The sequence below is a fragment of the Streptomyces sp. NPDC127197 genome, assembly GCF_042672405.1.
GTDB classification, from domain to species: domain Bacteria; phylum Actinomycetota; class Actinomycetes; order Streptomycetales; family Streptomycetaceae; genus Streptomyces; species Streptomyces flavusporus.
In genome coordinates this window covers 1-20,661 of sequence record NZ_JBHXVG010000057.1, presented here as the reverse complement: position 1 = coordinate 20,661, position 20,661 = coordinate 1, and the positions used below count along the sequence as shown (strand labels likewise).

Here is a 20,661-nt window from a genome sequence, read left to right as displayed (position 1 = left end):
AGGAGTTCGCATGTCCACACGCACGGCGTACACCGCTCTGGAGCCGGTCCTCATCGATACGATCGAGCGGTACTTCACCTTGCTGCAGGCCCACGCCTCACCCGAGGAGATGCTTGCCGGCATCCTCACCGAGGACTTCGAGACCGGATTCGTGGGCGGGTACATGTGGCAGGGGGAGGCAGGACTGCGCGACTTCCTCCAGGCGCGCTCGGTCTTCTTCGACGAGTCGCACGAGATCCTCCAGATACTTGATGTCCGGGAGGACGGGCCCGGAGCCCTCACTGCCCGGACGTGGTTGCACTTCTTCCTGCGCGGGCGCGAGGAAGGGGCGGCCCGGAGCGAGGAGTACACCGGGGAAGCGTTCCACGCCTGGCGTTTGCGCAGGCTGTCGGAGGACGGCGACTGGCGCGTGGCCGCCCAGATCGTCGAAGGGTTCGCGGCGCTCGACGAGCCGGCACGCCGGCTCTTCTCCACTCCGGACAAGGGCTTGCGATCCGAGAGCACGTGACCGACGCGGCCGTCTGCCGCGTACGGAGTGAGGAGGCTGTGCACCGAGCAAGGTGGACCCGTACCGACCGTCTGACGGAGGGTGCCATGTCACTCGAGGAGAAGAACAAGGAAATCGCCCGAGACGCCCTGCGAAGAGTGTGGAGCGAGGGCGATCTCGCAGCTGTCGACGACCTCTATGCCGCCGATTTCGTGAGCCACCAGAATCCCGGCAGCGTCGAACTGGAAGACGTCAGGGGCCTGGGCCCACTGCGTTCCTTCGTACAGGAGTTCAGAGAAGCCTTCGAGGGCTTCTCCGACGAGATCTCCCTGCAGTGCGCGGAAGGCCACCTGGTGGCGACCAGGTTCATTTCCTCCGGGCGGCACACCGGGACTCTGTGGGGGATTGCCCCGACGGGTCGCGAGGTGTCCTGGAGCGGCATCGTCATCGATCGCGTGGTGGACGGCCGGATCGCGGAGAACTGGGTCAACTGGGATTCCGCAAACCTGTTGCGGCAGCTCGAAGCCTGACACCGTCCGGGGGCAGCTCGGTGGCCTGTCCTCGCCACCGCGCCCGCGCGGACAAGAACCGGCCGGCGTACCCGCTGCGGTTCCCGTCCCGGGCAGGGGGACCGGGGCGAGAGGCGACGGCGCGCCGGCTTGCCGTCGTACATCGCCATCTGCCAACCATCACCACGGCGGCCGCGTCATCTGGCTCTGGACACGATCTCTACGCGCTCTACGCGATCCAGCAGTACAGACCCACTTCACCGGGACCATTGATGACTCAACATCATTGACCTGCTCTCGGAGAACCTCTGATTGCTCAAGATCCATCGACACCACTGCTGCTCACTACGCCCGGATTCCAGCGTTGTTGCAGGATGCGGTGCTCACAGAGTCGCGGACCCTACACGCAAGGCCCTGTAGACGTTAGTGCGCAGGGCCGCGCGTGCGCACTACTGGCTGGGGGGCAACGTCCCGGGCCGCGTAGGCGAGCAGTTCGCTCAGGGCCGCCTCGTTGGACGCGGGCGGCCGTGTGCGCCACTCCCCCAGTGTTTCCCGGACGGTCTGCGCAACCGCGTGCGCGTGCTGGGCCAGGCCGTCGTCCAGGTCGGCCACTCCCCCGTCCTGAGCACGTCCGGTGACGACGACCGGCCCGTGCACCGGGTACAGGGCCATGCCTCGCCAGGCACCCGCCAGGGCCCATGCGGCGATGTTCTGCGCGAGCCCCATCGCGCGCCCGTCTCCGTGGATGTGCAGCAGGGCCCGCCGGTGGTACACGCCTTGATCAACCGTGCCGGTCGTTCCGATGTGATCCCGGATCGCTAAGTGCGCATCGGCCTCAGGCAGGTCGAGTTCCGTGACGGTGGTGTCGGGGGCGATGCGCAGGGCGCGCATGGGTCCTCCGTAAGTTGTCAGGCGGTCCGGGAGGGCCGGATGTGGCTGAGCAGGGCCTGCCAGTAGTGGCTAGCGAGGAGTGGCCGTCCAGCTCTCTGGGGCGCCCTGGCTGCTGATTGAGATGTGCGCGCCTTGTGCGGTCGCTGTTTACGGAGCGGACAGCGGGGTGGTCCTCGGGCTCAGAGCATGCCGTGCGGAACGAGGAGCGGGCAATTGAGTGAGCGACTTAGAAGCTGTTGTTTTTCCGGACGTGATCGCCGCGTTTCCGCTGGTCAGGCATAGGGTCGGTGATTCGGTGGGAGTCGTGGCCTGTCGGGTCGTCGCTTGCCGGGAGGTCGCGGATGCCGTCGGTCGTTGGACTGCTGGAACAGCACGAGCTCGCCGCTCGCCGTCGGGTCGACGGGCTGCGGGAGGAGGCCGACCGGATTCAGGCCGAGTTGGCCGTGGCCGAGCTGGAATGGCAGGAGTGGGCGATCGCCCGCAGGCGGGTCGATATGGTGCTGGCTCCGGACCGCGGCGACACCGCCGGGACGGAGGTCATCCCGGATCCGCGGGATGCGGATGCTCAGCCGACGCCCCGCGATGCGGCGAAGCCGAAGTCGCAGGTGCCCGTGTGGCGTGAGGGGCTGGCCTCGTCGGTGCTGTCGGCGGACTACCAGCGCATCCTGCAGGCGCTCGCGGACCGGTCCCGCCTCCGTCAAGGGCCGCTGACCTGCCAGGAGATGGCTGCGGTGTTCGGTATGGACGTGGTGCCAGCGCGTGTGGAGGCATTGCGGTCGAAGGCGAAACGCCTGGTGGCCCGCGGCTGGCTGGCCGAGCCCGCACCGGGCCGGTTCATGCTGGCTGCGGGCGTGTCGGGGCCAGGTGGCGGGTCATGAGCAGGGTCATCGACCAGTAGATCATCGCTTCGGCGCTGGTGGTGCGGCGTTCGAAGTCGCGTGCCAGGCGTCGGGTGCGCATCAGGTGGGCGAAGAACCGCTCGACGATCCACCGTTTGGGCAGCACCACGAAGCCGCGCATGTCGTCGCTGCGCTTGACGATCGCCAGGACCAGCGCGAACGCGGCCAGGCAGTGCTCGACGAGGCTGCCGGTGTAGCCGCCGTCGGCCCAGACGAGGGCGAGGCGGTGGTGGGCATCGCCTACCTGTTTCAGCAGCACGCGGGCGGCGGTGCGGTCGCCGGTGTCCGCGGCGGTGACCATCACCCCCAGCAGCAGACCGAGCGTGTCGACCACGACGTGCCGTTTGCGGCCGTTGACCAGCTTGCCGCCGTCGAAGCCCCGACTGTCCGCCCCGACCACCGCGTCCGCCTTGACCGACTGCGAATCGATCACGCCTGCGCTCGGCTCCGCGTCGCGGCCCACCATCAGGCGGGCCCTGGCGCGCAGCCGGTCGTGGAACTCCCTGACCAGACCGTGGTCGCGCCAGCGGCGGAAGAATGCGTACACCCGGTCCCACGGCGGGAAGTCAGCAGGCATCGCCCGCCACTTGATGCCGTTGTCCACCAGGTAGCGGATCGCATCAAGTACGGCCTGGTGGCAGTACGCCTCCGGCCGGCCGCCGCGACCGCGCAGCCAGCCCGGCACCGGCAGCAACGGCCGGACAGCCGTCCACTCCCGGTCCGTCATGTCCGTCGGATAACGCGGCTGCCGGGACCCGTTGTCGGCGGCGTTTCCGAACCGGTGAGCCAGACAGTCACACTCCCAGGTGACCGAGCTGGACCGCCCGGCCATCGGCACGGAAGACTGCTGCATCAGAGCCTCCTGCTGCTCGGTGATTCGATACCAACGAGCTGTTCAGGAGGCCCCACCCGTATGCGCCAAGCATCCCGCGACCACCCAATCGGGACTCCCGCCCGACGGGCTTCTCTCAAGATCGAAAAACAACAGCTACCAAGAGCCTCGGCCTCGGCGGCATCCATGCACCGCTTCGCCGCGTCCTGTCGGCCCGGGACATGTAAGCGTCAGACAGTCCCCTGGTGACGAGGGTCTTCAGTTACTGCGCCGCTCCTCCGAGGTTCTCTTCTCGGGGGTGGGAATCGCGACGGAAGCTGCGTGTTGTGTGGTGCGCCCGTGTGCGCGGATGATCTCGGCGTAGCGGTGGCCGCTGTCCTTGATGGTGCGTGTCTGGGTCTCGTAGTCGACGTGGACGATGCCGAACCGCTGGGAGTAGCCGTAGGCCCATTCGAAGTTGTCCAGCAGGGACCAGGCGAAGTAGCCGTCGAGCGGGACGCCGCGGCGGGCAGCCCGCGCGCAGGCTGCCAGGTGGGACTCCAGGAAGGCGATGCGCTCGACGTCGTGCACGCTGCCGTCGGGCGCTGCACGGTCGGGGAAAGCGGAGCCGTTCTCGGTGACGAGGATCGATCGCGGCGCGTAGTCCTCGGTGACCCGGACGAGCAGGTGTTCCAGCCGATCCGGGTGGACCTCCCAGTCCATCCCGGTACGGGGTGTGCCCGGCGGTGTGACGGGACGGGCGAACGGTGCGGGCCCCTGCGGATCGTCGACGGTGACTGACCGCTTGTAGTAGTTGACGCCGAGCCAGTCCAGCGGCGCGGCGATCGTCTCCAGGTCACCGGGTTTGGCGGGTGGTTCGGTCCCGTACACCTCGACCATGTCGGCCGGGTAACCGCGGCCGTGGATGGGATCGAGCCACCAGCGGTTGTTGTGCCCGTCGTCGCGGCGGGCGGCGGCGATGTCCTCGGGCCGGTCGCTCGCGGGCTCGGACTGCGTGAGGATGTTGACGATGCCGACCCGCGCTTGTGAGGCGGTGGACCGGAGGGCCTCGACGCCGAGCCCGTGGGCGAGCAGCAGGTGGTGTGAGGCGCGCACGGCGGCGGTCAGGTCGGTACGGCCCGGCGCCATGACCCCCTGGAGGTGGCCGAGCCATGCGGAGCAGTAAGGCTCGTTCAGCGTCGCCCAGTTGGTGATCCGGTCACCGAGCCGGTCGGCCACGACGGTGGCATATTCGGCGAATCGCAGGGCGGTGTCGCGGGCGGGCCAGCCGCCGCGGTCCTCGAGGGCCTGCGGCAGGTCCCAGTGGTAAAGGGTGGCATGAGGAGCAAGGCCCGCCTCCAGCAGTGCATCGACCAGTCGGTCGTAGAAGGCCAGCCCTGCCGGGTTCACGCGGCTGTCCCCGTCCGGCATGACGCGGGGCCAGGCGATGGAGAATCGGTAGGCGTTGAGGCCGAGGGCCTTCATCAACGCCACGTCGTCGGGCCACCGGCGGTAGTGGTCGCAGGCAATGTCGCCGGTGTCCCCGCCGGCGACGGTGCCGGGCTGCTTGCAGAAGGTGTCCCAGATGGATGGTGCTCGGCCGTCCTCGGCGACCGCGCCTTCGATCTGGTAGGCGGAGGTGGCCGCCCCCCAGGCAAAGCCGGGGTGAAAGGCGGTCAGATCGTCAAGGGGCACAGCTTTCCTCGCTTCGTGGTCGGGAGGTGTTCGGGGTACGGATGGGACCGTGGATGGACCGGGGCGCTGCTCGGCCCCGGAGGGGAGCGCCCCGGAGGGGAGGCCGGTCGCGGCTCTTGACGTCCGCGACCGGCCTGCGGGTGTGTCAGGCGGGGGGCTGCCTCTCAGCTGGTCTGCCACTTCTGGTTGTTGCCGCCCCAGCATTCCCAGAGCTGGACCTTGGAGGTGGCCAGGTCCCTGTCCAGGCACAGACCGGACTTCACCGAGCGGATCGTGCCGTCGGAGTAGAACCTCCACTTCTGGTTGTCCTGCCCGTTGCAGTCGTAGGTGCCGACTTCGGTGCCGTTGGTCGCGCCTTCGCGGTAGGCGTCCAGGCACTTGGTGCCGCCGTAGACGGTGATCTGCCCGGAGGGCGTCCGGGTCCACTGCTGGTTGTCGCCGCCCCAGCACTGGGCCCAGACCTGGACCTGGACGTCGTTTTGGCCGAGGGGGACGTCGAGGCAGCCGTCGCTGCCGACGTTGCGCAGGATGCTCGTGTGCGAGCCGGGGTCGCTGCCCCAGGCGTACTTCAGGCGGTCGATGCCGCTGATGTTGCGAACGCCCAGCACCAGGTTGGTGCCGCTGCCCTTGAGGTCGAACAGGGAGTACCAGTCGTAGTCGGGGTGTTCATTGTGTTTGCCGCCGAGGGCCGGCCAGTAGACCGCGCCCATGCCGAGAGAGCGCACGCTGTCGGTGTCGGCGCGCAGGTACCGGACGTAGTTGTCGGTGCTGGCGGCGTCGTTGTAGTCCTTGCCAGCCTCCACGACCACCGGCCGTATGCCCTTGTCCATCGGCGCGCCGAACTCGTCCAGGATGGTACGCGTGCCGCAGGTGCCGACCTTGCTCTTGAAGTCGGTGACCCATTCGCTGTAGGTCTTCTCCGACTTACCGAAGGCGTAGTGGTGGAGCGAGAGGTAGGTCCCGTCGAGGCGGGAGTCGGCGCACACGGTCGTGACGTAGTCGTTCGAGCCGGGTCCGCTCACGATGATCCGGTTCTTGGGGACCGAGGGGCGGTCGGTGATCCACTTGGCGGCGAGGTTCGCCCAGTCGGTGGCGCTGTAGCCGTTGGGCTCGTTCATCGGCTCGAAGTAGACCAGGCTGTTGGAGCCGTACTTACCGATGACCGCGTCCCACATCGAGTTGAAGGCGGCCATATTGGTGATCCTGCCGCTCTGGGCCGCATCGTCCTCCCAGTAGGAGAGGATGACCTTGAAGCCCTTGGCGGTTGCGGCGTCGATGGCGCCGGTGTACTTGTCGCCCCACGTCGTGCCGGGGACGGAGTGGGTGTTGACCGGCAGCCGGACGGTGTTGGCGCCGAGCGTGCTCTGGAATCCGCCGAGGATGGAGTTGGCCTTGGCTTTGACGGTGTCGTAGCTGTCGGAGCTGTTCAGCCCCTCGGGGACGACGGCGCCGTGGACATAGTTGTCATCCGGCCTGGCCCAGTTCACGCCCTGGAACTTGCTGGCGTCCGTCGGGTTGGTTTCCGCAGCCGCCGGCGACGCGGTGGACAGCATGGTGATCGGCGCGGCGATCAGTGCGGCCGCGAGGCAGGCCAGCGCGCGGCGGAGGAAGCGGGTACGGGCGGGGGGGAGTACGGCTGAGTGAGGACTGGGTCGGGTGCGTTGGGAGTTGGGCATGTCGTGTTCCTTTTCTGCATGCGGCTCTGTGCAGGCGGTCGTTGCCGCCTTGGGCGCCACGAAGCGATCTGCCGCGGTGGGCGGTTGTGATGCGGTGGTGGCGCCCGGGTGTGTTCCGGAGAGGGCACGGCGCGAGGTGGTGATGGGCGCCGGGCAGCCGGGGAACGTGGGGTCGGCTGAGTTGACGTGCTCGCTTTGGGCTGGCGGGCACGGCCTTTGTTGTGGAGAAGGGGCCACTGCGGGTGGGGCCCGCTACGGCGTTGTCACCGCCCGCTGAGTGTCCTTGCTCGGGGCGGCGGGCACGGGATGCTGTTGGCGGCTGCGCGGCCGACCGCGGTGATCGCGACCACCGGTGCCCGAATCCGCGCGGGCGGTGGCCTGGGCAGGATGCTGGGCGAGCTTCCGTGCATCCGGGTTGCTCCTTCGGGTACGGGCGGCTCAGGGCATGGGGGAGGAAGGCCGCGTGTGGCTTGGTGAGCCCGGGGTGGGACCCCGCCGGCCTGTCAGGTGGCCGGCGGGGCGATGGTGGGGGCGGGTCGCTGAGGTCGTCGTCAGCGGCGGCCGGTGGCGGCCGGTCGTGCGGCCTCGTGCCCTCAGGGTGGAGGTGCGACGAAGTGCCGTTGGACGGTCCTGCTGTCCCGCCAACAGGCGGGCGGGACACGGGCTGGGGGCGTGTTACTTGACGGTGAAGCCTTGTTCCTGGCCGTACTTGCGGGAGGCGTCCTGCCAGGCTTTGAGGCCGTCCTGCAGGGTGGTGTCGCTGACGTAGGCCTTGCCGACGGTGTCGTTGAAGATGCTGTTGGCGTAGACCTGGAAGGGCAGGTAGGACCATCCGACGAGGACGTCGTCGGCCGACTCGGCGAGCACCTCGTTGATCCTCTGGCCGCCGAAGTACGGGTCCTTCTTGTTCAGGAACTCCACGGAGTTCAGCTGCTTGGTGGTGGAGGGGAACGTCCCGGCGTCGACGCGGGTCTGTGCGCCCTCGTCGACGGTGGCGTACTTGAGGAAGGCGTAGGCGAGCTTCTTCTTGGTGCTGGCCTGCGTGACGGCCAGCGAGCTGCCGCCGTTCTCGGCGGTGACGTCCTCCCCGCTGTTCCACTGCGGCATGGGCGCCACACGCCACTTGCCGGCGCCGGCCTTGACGCCCGATGCGAGGGGCGCGGGCATCCACGCGCCGGTGACGAGGGAGGCGATCGTGCCGTCGCCGAGGCCCTTGTACCACGCATCGCTCCAGGGGGAGACCGGCGCGAGCAGCTTGTCGCTGATGAGCTGCTGCCAGGCGGTGGTGAACTTCTTGGTCCCGGCGTCGTCGAAGTTCACACCGACCTGGGTGCCGTTCACGGTGTACGGCCTTCCGCCGGCCTGCCAGATCATGCTGGTGGTGAAGCCGGCGTCGCCGGTGTCGGCGGTGAGATACGCCTTGGGGTCCGCCTTGTGCAGCTTCTTGGCCGCGGCGATGTACTCCTCCCAGGTGGCCGGCACCTTGATCTTGTACTTGTCGAAGACCTCCTTGTTGTAGAACAAGGCCATCGGGCCGGAGTCCATCGGCAGGGCGTAGATACCCTCGGTGCCGGCGTGGACGGCGCTCCACGGGCCAGGAGAGAAGGTGCCCTTGAGCTTGTCCGCACCCAGGGCGCTGAGGTCGGTGAGGGACTTGGCGAGCGAGAACTGCGACAGGGCGTAGTACTCGATCATGGCGACGTCGGGGACACCCGATCCGGCCTTGACCGCGTTCTGCAGCGCGGTGTACTGCTCGTTGTTGGTACCGGCATTGACCAGGTTGACCTTGACCTTGGGGTACTTGGCCTCGAAATCGCTGACGACCTTCTTCAGCGTCGGGTCCCAGGCCCAGACCGTGATCTCGCCCCCGGCGTTCAGGGCGGCCTGGATGTCGGCGTTGGACGCAGGCTTGGCGCTGCCCGAGTCCTCGGTGCCGGAGGAGCTGCAGGCAGTGGCGGTGAGTGCCACCGACAGGGCCGCGGCGCCCAGCAGCAGGACGCGACGACGGGTTCTCGTCATGGGGTGTTCCCTTTCGTGCGGTGTATCTGGGAGGGGTTGCAGTCGGCGGGCGCAGATCAGCCCTTGACGCTTCCGGCGGACAGGCCGGACTGCCAGTACCGCTGGAGCAGCAGGAACGCCACGATCAGCGGGACGATGGTGAGCAGTGATCCAGTGATCACGAGATTGAAGACCGCTTCGCCACCCACGGTGGAAGCCTGGGCGTTCCAGCTGTTCAGGCCGAGGGTCAGCGGGTACCAGTCGGGATCCTTCAGCATGATCAGCGGCAGGAAGTAGTTGTTCCAGGTCGCGACCACGTTGAAGAGAAGAACGGTGACGATTCCCGGCGCCAGCATCGGCATGCTGATCCGGAAGAACGTGCGGAACTCGCCGGCGCCATCGACGCGCGCCGACTCCAGGATCTCTTTCGGGACGGCGTCGGTGGCGAAGGTCCACATCAGGTAGAGGCCGAACGGCGAGACCAGCGACGGGATGATGATCGCCCACGGGGTGTTGGTCAGCCCCATCTCGGAGAACATCAGGAAGGTGGGAACCGCCAGTGCGGTACCGGGCACCGCGACCGCTCCGATGACAGTCGCGAACACAGCCTTCTTGCCGGGGAAGTCGAACTTGGCCAGCCCGTATCCGGCGAGCGTCGCGAGGAACGTAGCGCCGCCCGCCCCGACCACCACATACAGCACGGTGTTGAGCAGCCAGCGGGTGAAGATCCCGTCGTTGTAGCTGAAGGTGTCGGCGATATTGCCGAACAGGGCGAAGTCGCCATCCAGCCACAGGCCGAAGGAGTCGAACAGCCCCTTCTGCGTCTTGGTCGCGTTGATCGCCAGCCACGCCAGCGGCAGCAACGTGTACACCAGCATGATCACCGTCAGGGCGGTCAGCGTGGCGCTGCGCCTCTTCCGGCGGGAGGCGCGCCGGGCGGGGCGGACCACCAGCGGGCCCGAAGAGGCACCCGCGTGCCGTGCCGTGCGCGGCTTGTGCCCGACGCGGGGAGTCGTGGTCGCCATGATCAGGATTCCTTCCGCAGGCCGCGCAGCTGGACGGCGTAGGCGATGATCATCGTGATCACACCCATGACGATGGCGACCGTGGCCGAGTAGTTGAACTTCTGTCCGGCAAACGACAGCGAGTAGGCGTAGAGGTTTGGCGTGAAGTAGGACGTGATCGCATTCGGCGCCAGGCTCTTGAGGACGCTCGGCTCGTTGAACAGCTGGAAACTGCCGATGATCGAGAAGATCGTCGCGATCGACAGAGCCCCGCGCAGCGCCGGGAGCTTGATCGCCCAGATGATCCGCAGCTGCCCGGCCCCGTCCATCTCCGCGGCCTCGTACAGCGCCGGATCGACCACCCTCAGCGCCGAGTAGAGGATCAGCATGTTGTAGCCCACGAACTGCCAGGTCACGATGTTGCCGATCGACGCGAGGACCAGATCGGGCGACAGCGGGTCGGGAAGCGAGATCCCGAACGCCTCATTGATGTTGCCGACCAGGCCGAACCGGGTTCCGTACATGAAGCCCCACATCAGCGTTGCGACGACGGCCGGCACCGCGTAAGGCAGGAACACCGAGATCCGGAAGAAGCCCGCCCCGTACAGGCGGCCGCTGTCGATCGCCAGGGCCAGCAGAAGCGCGAGGAGCAACATGATCGGGACCTGCACGGCCAGGAAGACCGCCACCCGCCCGAAGGCGGACCAGAACTGCGCGTCCCCCAGCACCTCGGTGTAGTTGTCGGCACCGACGAAGGCCGTTCCGCCGATCAGCCGGGTACGGAACAGGCTCAGGTAGATCGAGTAGCCGATCGGTGCGAGGAAGACCAGCGCAAACACCGCCACGAACGGCCCGACGAACCGCCAGCCGACCCATGACCGCCGTCTCGAGGCCGATGGCCTCCTGGCACCTAGAACCCCTGCCTGTGGTGCTGCGACCACCGCTTCACTCCTTGCTGCGCGAACGCTGACCACACTGCGTGGTCACGTGAACATCGAGTCCGGCTCAGCGCACCGATCCGAACCTTGTTCACGTGACCATTCAGCCCGCAGACGGTTGGTCACGTGAACATGATGCGGTAGCGTGGCACCCGTCACAGTGGGAGGTCAAGGTTTCTCGCACGTTAAAACTTCCGCCCGAGCCTTCAGCGGACGGCGACGAGTGGACAGACAGGAGCGAAGGCTCGATGGACCTGAGTGAGCTGGGACAGCAGGATCCTGGTCCTGCGGTGGGCGCACAGCAAGTCGGTTCGGCCGTACCGGGCGGGCGCCACAGGCAGCACGTCACGAGGGCCGACGTCGCCGCGCTTGCCGGCGTTTCACGTCAGACCGTGTCCAGGGTGGCCAACGGCCATCCCAGCGTGATCGGTTCGACCCGGGAGCGGGTGCAGGCTGCGATGCGGGAACTGGGCTACCGGCCCAACAGTGCCGCGCGCGCCCTCAGGTACGGGCAGTTCAAGACCATCGGCGTGATCCTCCACAGCCTCTCCGCCACCGGCCACAGCGACACCGTGCAAGCGATCGCGGCCCAGGCCGCGGCCGAGGGATACGCGATCACGGTGATCCCCGTCGATATTCCGACCCAGGACAGTGTGCTGGGCGCCTTCACCCGGATGGGCGAACTGGCCGTCGACGCAGTCATCGTCTTCATCGAGGTCCACCTGCTTGACGCGGGAACCGTGAAGCTGCCGCCCGGCGTGCGCGTGGTCGTCGTGGACTCCGACGCCGGAGACCGCTATCGCGTGGTCGATACCGACCAGGCCGGCGGCACCCGAGAGGCCATCAGCCACCTGCTGGAACTCGGACATGAGACCGTCTGGCACGTGACCGGTCCGGAGACGTCGTACGCAAGCCAGCGCCGAGCCCAGACATGGCAGACCGTGCTCGAGGAAGCCGGACGGCCTGTGCCACCGCCCCTGCACGGCGACTGGACCGCCGAATCGGGCTACGCGGCCGGCCTCGAACTCGCACAAGAGCCGGACTGCACCGCGGTGTTTGCCTCCAACGACCAGATGGCACTCGGTCTCCTGCACGCCTTCCAAGAACGAGGCAAGGCCGTCCCCGGCGACATCAGCGTGGTCGGCTTCGACGACCTCCCCGATGCCGCCCACTTCGCCCCGCCCCTGACCACCGTCCACCAGGACTTCGCCGAGGTGGGCCGGAAAAGTGCCCAGGAGGTCTTGCGGCAGATCCACGAACACGACGTCCCCCGATCCGGCACGGACATCGTTCCCACCCGCCTGGTGGTCAGAAGCAGCACGGCGCCGCCGCCCCTGAAGCGGTAAGGGTGGGTGGCTGTTGGCTTGCCGAACTTGAGGACGGCGTTTCAGCTGGTCAAGCTTGGGGTCGGTGATTCCGTGGGAGCTGTGGCCTGTTGTGTTGTCGCTCGCCGGGAGGCCTCGAATGCCGTCGGGGTCGGGCTACTGGAAACAGTACGAGTTCGCCGCTCGCCGTCGAGTCGACGGGCTGCGTGAGGAGGCTGCCGTATCCAGGCCGAGCTGGCCGCGGCCGAGCTGGAATGGCAGGAGTGGGCGATCGCCCGCAGGCGGGTCAACACGGTGCTGGCTCCGGACGGCGGCAACACCGTCGGCACGGGGGTCACCCCGGATCCGCGGGATGCGAACGCGCCCCCAAGCACCCAGGACCACCTAATCGGGACTCCCGTTCGACGCGCATCTCTCAAGATCGGAAAGACAACAGCTACTTAGCGAGAGTGAGGCCCCTGAGCAGGGCTGGAGCCACGGATGCGGTCCATGACCGGGATGAGCTGAGGGGCGTCGCCCCACTGTCCCGCCGTGATCAGGGCGGCCAGCGGACGACAGCCGCCGCCGCTTGGCAGGTGGATTTTCGTTGCGAGTCCGCCCCGTGACCGGCCGATTCCCCCATCCCGGTGTCAGGGAAGCCAGTGTCGGGCACGCTTGCGGGCGGTGACATCAAGGGGAAGGGCTCCGATGCGCACGAGGATGGGGAAGGGCGCCGCCCTGGGCATGTCGGCGGTCGTGGTCGCGATGCTGCTGTCCGGCTGCGGCGGGGGCGGCGAGAGTGAGGAGGAGCGCACGGACAAGGCCCTGAAGGCGATTCTCAAGGAGTACCGGCCGCGCTTTGAGCAGCGGCGTGCGGCTCTCGCCGCCGCTGCTTCGCACGTGCCCAAGGAGAACCCCGGCAAGGACTCGTGCGACAGAGTGCTGGACCCGCAGCCGGAGTTCCACTACTTCGACCACAAGTCCCTTGTCCTGGACAGCTACAACAGCCCCAGCCAAGGGGGCAATGTCGACATAGCGCTGGCGAGCGAGGCCGACGCCCCGGAGCGGATCGCCGACAATCCCGGCTGGAGGTTGGGCAGGTTCGCAGTGGCGCCAGGCTGGCTCATCCGCGGCATGTGGATCACCGGCCCGCAGGGTCCGCTGGGCACCAATCACTTCGAGGTGACCAGCCAATACGGCTACGAGCCGTACAAGGGCGCCGAGAAGGACCCCGCCAAGCGGCTCAGGAAAATCCTCGACATCGGACTGAACAAGCGCTACGCCGTGCTGTTCCGCGTGACGACCTACCGGGACGCCGAACTACGGAGTGAGTACGAAGCGGCCGTCGTGAAGGCGGACGTGTTCCTTGCCGACTTGGAGAAGGGTGACATCCCCTGCCGGCTCACAGCGTCCGGCCATCCGCTCTTCGTGGAGGGGTACTGGTATTCGACCACCACGTACGAAGACATGCAGAGCTCATTCCAACGGGACATCAGCGGCAAGCTGAGGGCTCTGACTCGCAGTTGACCTCAGTCCACACCCCCGATCAGCGTTTCGCCAGATCAGCTCTCCGCGCAGAGGAACTCCACCCAACGGCTTTGGGGGCTCAATAGGGCAGCGATGCCGACCGTGTTGTTGGCGGAGCCTGCGCCCTTGCGGCCAACTAGCTTGACTTCTCCATTGAGACTCCTGGCTCGGTGACGGGGCGAGCGGTACGCAGTGCGCAGACCGCTGTGCGCACTGGCTGCGCAATGGGCGTCACGTCTGCGCAATGCTGGACTGACCTGCGGTTCTCTTGATTGCGCAGCCGGTTGGTGCTCTCTGGATTGCTGGTGCGCAGTGGCGAGCAGGACGCGCTTTCTCAATGCTGTGACTGCGCGTGGTGGCGGGTCAGTGCCTGCCAGCGCCGCTCGAAGTCGACGGCCTGGTCGGCGATGTAGTCGGTAGTGAGGGGCTTGTTGTGCTGCGCGGTGATCCCGTGCGTTGCGCATTCCTGCGCAGTGGCTTCGGGCGACGGGGTTTCGTTGCGCACTCGCTGCTCGGCCCAGATCTTGTAGACCCGGAACGGCAAGAGGTAGCGGCGCAGGGTGGACGGGCTGACCGGCTTTCCGCCGCGGCCGGTCATGCCCTTCTTGCTTGCAAGGTAGGCGGAGAGCTGCTCGGCCCTGGGTTCCTCGCCGTGCTCGGTCTGGTACTCCGTCCAGGCGAGGTAGTAGCGGTCGACGGTGGTGAGCGCGGCGGGCTCCCCGGTCGCGTCCGCGCCCGGCGGGTCGTCGATGGCGGCGCTCACCCTGGGACTGCGGTTGTCCTTGGCGGGGAGCGCGCCCGCGCCGGCCGGGGTCTCCTCAGGCTCGTCCTCGTTCGGGAAGGGACCGGCGAAAGGCGCCTGTGCGGTGGGCTCGGCGGCTTCCTCGTCGGCGGGCGGCTCCGTCTCGTCGAACTCACGCTGCCGGAAGGTGGAGACGAAGTACTCCAGGTCTTCGCCCGTGATGGGCTGGCCGTTGGCGCCGGTGATCTGGTCCCGCTCGTAGACGTACGTGGCGAGGGCGGCGGCATCGGGGTAGGCCCCGTGCTCCTGCGCGTACGCGAGCCAGGCGTTGTAGAAGTAGTCACCCCATCCGTCGTCCGCGTCGTGCGGGGCTTGGTGGGGTTCGGTCCCGTTCTCAGCTGAGGGCGTGTGGCGCTGCTTGAGGAGCCGCATCAGGGGTTCGAGTTGCTCTTCGGACAGTGGCCCGCCGGCCGCGGTGGCGATGCCGTACTGGTCTTGGAGCCACAGAGCGAACTGCGCGCTCGTGGGCTCGAATCCGAAGGCGGCCATCCAGTCCTGATAGGCGTCGGCGAGGTGTTGGGCGTTCCCTTCGTCTCCAACGTCGTGCGGCTGCTCCGGGTGTGCGGTTCGCGGCTGCTCTCCCAAGCGGGGCTCTGCGCCGCCGACCTGCGCCAGCTCCTTTTCCTGGTCGACGGCGGCCTCGAGTTCGGGGCTCTGCCGCTGGGCCGGAACCGGGGTCCGCTCGACGGTGAACTGAAGCGGCGGCTCGTCAATGCCGGCGGCGGCCAGCCCGGCGGGGGCCGTCTCGGCCAAGGGGACGCCGTATCGGGCCAGGCGGAGCGGCATCAGCGACTCCACCGGGGCCTTGCGGCGCCAGGCGCGGCCGAAACGGGAGCGGAGGCTCGCCTGGTAGACGAGGCGCTCCTGTTCCAGCTTGATGACCTGCTCGTAGGAGCGCAGTTCCCACAGCTTCATGCGGCGCCACAGCAGGAAGGTCGGGACTGGGGAGAGGAGCCAGCGGGTGAGGCGGACGCCTTCCATGTGGCGGTCGGCGGTGATGTCGGCGATGCGGCCGATCGCATGGCGGGCTGCTTCGACAGCGACGACGAAGAGTATGGGAATGACGGCGTGCATGCCGACGCCGAGGGGGTCGGGCCAGGCGGCCGCGCCGTTGAAGGCGATGGTGGCGGCGGTGAGCAGCCAGGCGGTCTGCCGTAGCAGGGGGAAGGGGATCCGGATCCAGGTGAGCAGCAGGTCCAGGGCAAGTAGGACACAGATGCCCGCGTCGATACCGATCGGGAAGACGTAGGAAAAGTCCCCGAAGCCCTTCTTCACCGCCAGTTCGCGGACGGCCGCGTACGAACCCGCGAAGCCGATCCCGGCGATGATGACCGCGCCGGTCACGATCACGCCGATGAGAACCCGGTGCATCCGTGTCAGCTGCGGTGCCGCGGCCACGTGTTGCTGCCCCCCTCCAGAGCATCCCTTCCGAACGAGCTTCACACTCTCATGGGCAGCATCGCGAAGCAGCAGATCGGCAAAGCATCGGGTCTGATCGTCAACGAATAGGATCATCTACCCCTTCGTAGCAGCCAGTTGTGGCTGGCCCCCTTTGCAGAATTGATCTTGATGTAGGTGCAGGTATCAGCCTTGGGCAACCGGCGTCCCATTGTCCCGGTGGCCGGCGGTGAGGACTCCCCAATTGGGGAGTCGAGCCGACAACCCAGAGATTCCAAGGGATCGGGTGTGTCAGGATGCCGATTGCCGTGCCTCACCCGAGTGCGCGGCCGGTGCGTACGAGGAGGCCGCTTCCGGTGCTGAGCGATGCGGTGAACGTCGAACCGCACGAGAACTCCGTCGTGATCGGCACGGGCAAGGGCGGTGTCGGCAAGAGCACCATCGCTGCCCATAAAGCCGCCTGGCATGCGGCCCGGGGCGAGCGGACTCTCCTGGTCTGTGTCACCAGCCAAGACGACGACGACCTGGGAATCGAGCGGTTCGGTAGGGGACTGCTCCCTGAGGGACCCTCCGTACTCAACGGCGAGGGTCTCTTGCGAGCGGTGCAGGAGCGCATTCCCCTCCTGCCGGTCCGGGAGGTGCGCCCCAACCTCGACGTGGTTCCAGGCGGCGAAGCCGTCGGTGAACTGCTGACCCTGCTGACCGCGCGCATACCGGTCGAAGGTGTCTCCGTCGTCGCCTCGTTGGCCGGCGCGATCGCTCCGATCGCTCCCTGGTACGACCGAATCGTGCTGGACAGCGCGCCGGAGCAAGACGCCCTGGAGCAGCTCGCCCTTGCCGCTGCCCGGTGGCTGTTCGTGCCCACGCGCTCCGACGACACGTCCATCCGCGGCATGCGGCGTATTGCACGCAACTACAAGCTGGTGCGCAGCCAAGTAAACCCCTGGCTCCAGGTCGCGGGGGCCTGCCTGTACGGGTCCAACCCGAGCGCCACCCAGCTGCACGAAGAGGTACGGCAAGACGTGGTCGAAGTGCTCGGCCCGAACACCCCGATGCTGTCGACGGTTGTCGGATACCGCGAGATGCCGGCCCGCAACGCCCGCAAGAAGGGCCTGACGTTCGGCGAGTACGCAGCCCTGCTTCCCACCAGCGCCAAGAGCTACGACGTTGCGGCGGGACGAGCCCAGCGAGCTGATGTCGTGCCGGAGTCCATCAAGCCACTGGCCGAGGAGATGGACCGGCTCAACTTGGAAGTCGACGCATACTGCAGGAAGGGCGCTTGATGACCGGCGCGTTCGACGACGACCCCACCGACAACTCAGTACGGTCGAAGGGCCTGTTGGGCGGTCGTCTGCCCGCAGTGTTCCAGGAGGCGACCGTCGTCGTGAAGGCACCCGTCGGCACGACCCTCGAGTCCATCCCCGCGCCCCGCCCGCCAGCAGGCGAGGGCGTGCTCTCCCCGGAAGAAGAGGACACCCTCAACGCCTGCAAGGCAGGCATGGACAACCTCCACAAGGCGTTCTGGATCGCTGGCAAGAGCCTCGAAACGATGGCGACTGGCAACCTTCACCGCAATGAGGGGCACGCCAATTTCGCCGAGTTCGTATGGGTGAACTGGGAGATTTCTGAGTCCCAGGTGTATCGGCTGCGGGACGAATGGCGCATCGGTGAGGCGTTGTCGCAGCTGGGCTGGCACCCGCGTGAGTCCCAGGTGCGGAAGCTGGTGGACATCAAGAACGCGGCTGGCGACAGGGCGGCCGTCGCGGTCTATGACGCTGTGGCCCGCACGGGCAAGCGGGTGACAGCGAGCCTGCTGGCGGACGTGACCCGTCGGCTTCCTCCCCTTACGCCTGACTCAAGTCCGGCCGAGATCAGCCAGCTGGTGCGGGGCGTCCTCTCTCCGCCGTCCACCCTTGAACCGGCCGCCACTGAGCCTGCCGCAGCAGCCGCTGGCGTGCACGCCCCCTCAGGTGTCGTGAACAGCTCCGAGGGGCTGGTACACAACATCACCACGATCGGCGGCACTTCCGACTCCCCAATTGGGGAGTCGGACGCACAGGCCAGTGATTCCAATGGGCCCCCTGCACAATCAGACGACCTGCAACGGCTGAACGAGACGCTGGCGCTCCTACGCCAAGCGGCCCGCGGTCTCAGCAAGCCCGCAGTACGGCGCGCCCTCGAAGCAGATGCGGCAGCGACCAACTTGGTGCTGGCCGAGATCGAGAACAGCCTCAACAAGATCGGTAGGGCAGTGGCGGTACGCCGTCAAGACTAGGGTCTGTCCGGCGGATCTTGCCGGGCCGGCGTGCCCAAGGCGGATGAGGCAGTACTCGACGGGGTCCCGCTCATTAATCACTCGACCGCCCCTGCGACCTGCGGGAGACTCCCCGCGATGACGCAACGAACCGATACGCCTCCCACCTGGGACGAGCGCACGCAGCTGATCACCTTCTTGGACTACGCCCGTGACACGGCGCGAGCCAAGTGCGAGGCCGTGTCCGCGGAAGACGCCCGCAGGGCCCCGCTTCCGAACTCACCGCTGATGACCCTGTGCGGGCTGATCAGCCATCTGCGGTGGGTCGAGTACCACTGGGTCCAAGTGATGTTCCTGGGGGAGGAACCAGCGGGTCCGCTCACGCAGGCGAGTGACGACGACCCCGACCCCGAGATGCGGACAGCCGTCGACATCCCGTTGCCCCAGCTTCTCGCCGAATATGAGGAGCAGAGCGACCACTACCGTCGCCTGCTGTCCGACCACGACTTGAACTCAAGGGCCAAGCGCCCCATCAGCGACGGCCGCCACGTGGACCTCCGCTGGGTGATCCTCCACCTCATCGAAGAGATCTCCCGACACAACGGGCATCTCGACATCGTGCGAGAGCTCGTCGACGGACGGACCGGCGTCTAGGCCCCTTCGGCTGGTCACAAGCGGAGCCAGAGTCTGATCGAAGCGACGGTGACGGTGCGGTGGAAGACGTAGGCACGCTTGTCGAACCTGGTGGCCACAGCCCGGAAGTTCTTCAGGGCATTGATCGTTCACTCAACTTCGTTCCTCCTCTTGTAGATCGTCTTGTCGAAGCCGGTGGGCCGGCCGCCCCTGCTGCCCCGGCGCTGGCGGTTGGCCCGCTGGTTCCTCGGTCCGGAGATGGTGGCTCCTGAAGACCGGGACTGCCTCAACTTCGCAGAGACGGATCAGACCTCCGTACCGTGCGCATGGACTGTTGAACGGCAGGCGATCGTTCAGCTCCCGAGCCCCTGACCTGCGCACTGAACTCTCTCGTGCGCAGCTCCGGAACGCGGCTCCGCACCACCCAACTGTTCAGTGCGGCGGTCGTCGGGAGCCTCCGGTCGCTGGCCGCGAGTCTGTGACCTGCGGATTGAACGATCAGGCGCGCCGGGTGAACCGTCGACTGAACTGTTTGGTGCGCTACTGAACTCTTCGCCGTCGTCCGACAATGGACGCCAGCACTGAAAGTCGGCAGATTGACCGATTCACAGAATGTGAATCACCCTGGATTGGCATACTCGTCGCCATGGCACGTCTCGCTCGGAAGTCGGCTGCTCCCACAAAGCCGCTGCTCAAGCCACCTGTCCGGATCGGAAGTCTCGATGCTGCGGCTGTCATCAGTGAGTTGCGCCAGTTGCACGAAGACGCCGAGGACGAGAACGTCGGCCGGATGCCAGCTGACGAGGAGCTGTTCGGTGCTCTGCTGTACCTCGAGGCAAACGCGGACGCGCTGAAGAACGAAGAAGCACGGCGCAAAGCCGCGATCGCACGCGTGAGGCTGTGGCAGTACCTCCGCGAGCGGGCGGACATCCATCAGGCGAAAGCGATCGAGGACGCCCGGGCCACCAACGCAGAATGGGCCGACCTGGTGCCGGCGCTCGCCGTGAACACCCCCAGCGCGGCGTACAACAAGGCGAAGCGGCTCCGGGCCGCCGTCCTCACCGACCCCTCCCACGGCGACCGGCCCGTACGCCGCACACCCGAAGCCGTCCTCGAGGCCGAACGGCAGGCTGCGGCCCGGGCCGCAGCCGAGCACCGCGCGGAGAAAGAGGCTGCGCGCCGTCACACACTGCTCGCTCCGGTGGCACAGCGCCTGCTGGAGCACCGGGCGGGCCTGGACGACGACGGGGAAGTCACCTTTTGGCTGGACCAGATCGAAGCAGTACTGCCCACCTGCCGGACCGCCACCCAGATGGTCAGTCTCAAAACCTACGTGGAAGCCACGGTCCGCGAACTGAGGAAGATCGAGCGCACGTCGCCGCGGTCAGCGGCGACAACCGCCGACGCGCAGCGCGCCTACGCAGCCGCGGCAGCGCTGGTCAACAGGTGAGCCGGACAAGGGGCAACGTGTGAGGCCCGCCCGGCGAGGTGGATGCGATGCTCCAGGTGGTCCCACCCGTCGGCGGCAGAGCGCACGACGTGCAGCTTCGGGCGCCGCTGACGGGGGAGTGGGGACGGCAAGTCCGCGTCGTGCGCTGGGGTTCGGTGCGAACGATGAAGAACACCACGTGCAGGTACCTCGTGGTTTTGTCCCGCTAGAGGCCCGTCTCTTCAGGTCCGGTCGTGAGATGGTCGTGGGTTTGAATCCTCTCCTTTCTTCGCGTGTGCTCGGGAAGGAGATTCCTGACTCAGGCTGCCTGGCCGCACGGCGTGCGGTCAGGTCTTACACGATCAGCATCAGCCGGGTTGAGACCAGCCCGGACCAGCATCACGCG

16 protein-coding genes and 3 pseudogenes are annotated in these 20,661 nt (G+C 67.3%); 9 read left to right on the top strand and 10 right to left on the bottom strand.

The genetic code is table 11. The features are described from left to right. Positions 1 to 10 precede the first annotated feature (10 nt). Both ACFVJQ_RS41695 and ACFVJQ_RS41690 read left to right on the top strand, forming a co-directional pair. Positions 11 to 508: a hypothetical protein gene (locus ACFVJQ_RS41695; RefSeq protein ID WP_385790950.1), complete on the top strand. Its 498-nt coding sequence runs from the start codon at positions 11 to 13 to the stop codon at positions 506 to 508. 86 nt (positions 509 to 594) lie between these two features. Next, positions 595 to 1,017, top strand: a complete 423-nt coding sequence (locus tag ACFVJQ_RS41690; RefSeq protein WP_385518057.1) for an ester cyclase — start codon at positions 595 to 597, stop codon at positions 1,015 to 1,017. A gap of 402 nt (positions 1,018 to 1,419) precedes the next feature. On the opposite strand, the gene ACFVJQ_RS41685 is transcribed toward ACFVJQ_RS41690, so the two are convergent. Further along, positions 1,420 to 1,887 (bottom strand): hypothetical protein, encoded by a 468-nt coding sequence (locus ACFVJQ_RS41685; RefSeq protein ID WP_385790949.1) that lies wholly within the window; start codon positions 1,885 to 1,887, stop codon positions 1,420 to 1,422. A 341-nt stretch (positions 1,888 to 2,228) separates the two neighbouring features. Between ACFVJQ_RS41685 and ACFVJQ_RS41680 the strand changes: the two genes are divergently transcribed. Further along, on the top strand, positions 2,229 to 2,765 hold the full coding sequence (locus tag ACFVJQ_RS41680; RefSeq protein WP_385790948.1) for a hypothetical protein: 537 nt from the start codon (positions 2,229 to 2,231) through the stop codon (positions 2,763 to 2,765). On the opposite strand, the gene ACFVJQ_RS41675 is transcribed toward ACFVJQ_RS41680, so the two are convergent. The 6 genes from ACFVJQ_RS41675 to ACFVJQ_RS41650 form a co-directional block, all read right to left on the bottom strand. Then, complete coding sequence (locus ACFVJQ_RS41675; protein WP_385790947.1) at positions 2,722 to 3,639, bottom strand: IS5 family transposase; 918 nt, start codon at positions 3,637 to 3,639, stop codon at positions 2,722 to 2,724. The two genes, ACFVJQ_RS41680 and ACFVJQ_RS41675, sit on opposite strands and share 44 nt — an antisense overlap. A gap of 237 nt (positions 3,640 to 3,876) precedes the next feature. Continuing rightward, positions 3,877 to 5,292: a GH1 family beta-glucosidase gene (locus ACFVJQ_RS41670; protein WP_385790946.1), complete on the bottom strand. Its 1,416-nt coding sequence runs from the start codon at positions 5,290 to 5,292 to the stop codon at positions 3,877 to 3,879. A 164-nt stretch (positions 5,293 to 5,456) separates the two neighbouring features. Further along, the gene (locus ACFVJQ_RS41665) at positions 5,457 to 6,968 is read right to left on the bottom strand and encodes a ricin-type beta-trefoil lectin domain protein (RefSeq protein WP_385790945.1); all 1,512 of its coding nucleotides are present in this window, start codon (positions 6,966 to 6,968) and stop codon (positions 5,457 to 5,459) included. A 675-nt stretch (positions 6,969 to 7,643) separates the two neighbouring features. Further along, positions 7,644 to 8,987 (bottom strand): ABC transporter substrate-binding protein, encoded by a 1,344-nt coding sequence (locus tag ACFVJQ_RS41660; RefSeq protein ID WP_385790944.1) that lies wholly within the window; start codon positions 8,985 to 8,987, stop codon positions 7,644 to 7,646. 56 nt (positions 8,988 to 9,043) lie between these two features. Further along, positions 9,044 to 9,991: a carbohydrate ABC transporter permease gene (locus tag ACFVJQ_RS41655; RefSeq protein ID WP_217207507.1), complete on the bottom strand. Its 948-nt coding sequence runs from the start codon at positions 9,989 to 9,991 to the stop codon at positions 9,044 to 9,046. Positions 9,992 to 9,993: 2 nt separating this feature from the next. Then, positions 9,994 to 10,911 (bottom strand): carbohydrate ABC transporter permease, encoded by a 918-nt coding sequence (locus ACFVJQ_RS41650; RefSeq protein WP_385790943.1) that lies wholly within the window; start codon positions 10,909 to 10,911, stop codon positions 9,994 to 9,996. A gap of 245 nt (positions 10,912 to 11,156) precedes the next feature. On the opposite strand from ACFVJQ_RS41650, the gene ACFVJQ_RS41645 reads away from it, so the two are divergent. Continuing rightward, positions 11,157 to 12,254: a LacI family DNA-binding transcriptional regulator gene (locus ACFVJQ_RS41645; RefSeq protein WP_385790959.1), complete on the top strand. Its 1,098-nt coding sequence runs from the start codon at positions 11,157 to 11,159 to the stop codon at positions 12,252 to 12,254. Positions 12,255 to 12,736: 482 nt separating this feature from the next. Here ACFVJQ_RS41645 and ACFVJQ_RS41640 read toward each other — a convergent pair. Then, positions 12,737 to 12,856: pseudogene (locus ACFVJQ_RS41640) on the bottom strand (IS5/IS1182 family transposase); the annotation flags it as partial. 64 nt (positions 12,857 to 12,920) lie between these two features. Here ACFVJQ_RS41640 and ACFVJQ_RS41635 point away from each other — a divergent pair. Next, positions 12,921 to 13,739: a hypothetical protein gene (locus tag ACFVJQ_RS41635; RefSeq protein ID WP_385790942.1), complete on the top strand. Its 819-nt coding sequence runs from the start codon at positions 12,921 to 12,923 to the stop codon at positions 13,737 to 13,739. Positions 13,740 to 15,243: 1,504 nt separating this feature from the next. Here the strand turns inward: ACFVJQ_RS41635 and ACFVJQ_RS41630 are convergent. Next, a pseudogene (locus ACFVJQ_RS41630) lies at positions 15,244 to 15,939 on the bottom strand (DUF2637 domain-containing protein); the annotation flags it as partial. 356 nt (positions 15,940 to 16,295) lie between these two features. On the opposite strand from ACFVJQ_RS41630, the gene ACFVJQ_RS41625 reads away from it, so the two are divergent. The 3 genes from ACFVJQ_RS41625 (at position 16,296) to ACFVJQ_RS41615 (ending at position 18,847) form a co-directional block, all read left to right on the top strand. Continuing rightward, positions 16,296 to 17,222 (top strand): ParA family protein, encoded by a 927-nt coding sequence (locus ACFVJQ_RS41625; RefSeq protein ID WP_385790941.1) that lies wholly within the window; start codon positions 16,296 to 16,298, stop codon positions 17,220 to 17,222. After that, the gene (locus ACFVJQ_RS41620) at positions 17,222 to 18,214 is read left to right on the top strand and encodes a hypothetical protein (RefSeq protein WP_385790940.1); all 993 of its coding nucleotides are present in this window, start codon (positions 17,222 to 17,224) and stop codon (positions 18,212 to 18,214) included. The genes ACFVJQ_RS41625 and ACFVJQ_RS41620 overlap by 1 nt, the downstream gene beginning before the upstream one ends. A gap of 117 nt (positions 18,215 to 18,331) precedes the next feature. Next, complete coding sequence (locus tag ACFVJQ_RS41615; protein ID WP_385790939.1) at positions 18,332 to 18,847, top strand: DinB family protein; 516 nt, start codon at positions 18,332 to 18,334, stop codon at positions 18,845 to 18,847. A gap of 14 nt (positions 18,848 to 18,861) precedes the next feature. Here ACFVJQ_RS41615 and ACFVJQ_RS41610 read toward each other — a convergent pair. Continuing rightward, positions 18,862 to 19,089 (bottom strand): annotated as a pseudogene (locus ACFVJQ_RS41610) (IS5/IS1182 family transposase); the annotation flags it as partial. A gap of 305 nt (positions 19,090 to 19,394) precedes the next feature. On the opposite strand from ACFVJQ_RS41610, the gene ACFVJQ_RS41605 reads away from it, so the two are divergent. After that, complete coding sequence (locus ACFVJQ_RS41605; protein WP_385790938.1) at positions 19,395 to 20,276, top strand: hypothetical protein; 882 nt, start codon at positions 19,395 to 19,397, stop codon at positions 20,274 to 20,276. Positions 20,277 to 20,661: the final 385 nt, after the last annotated feature.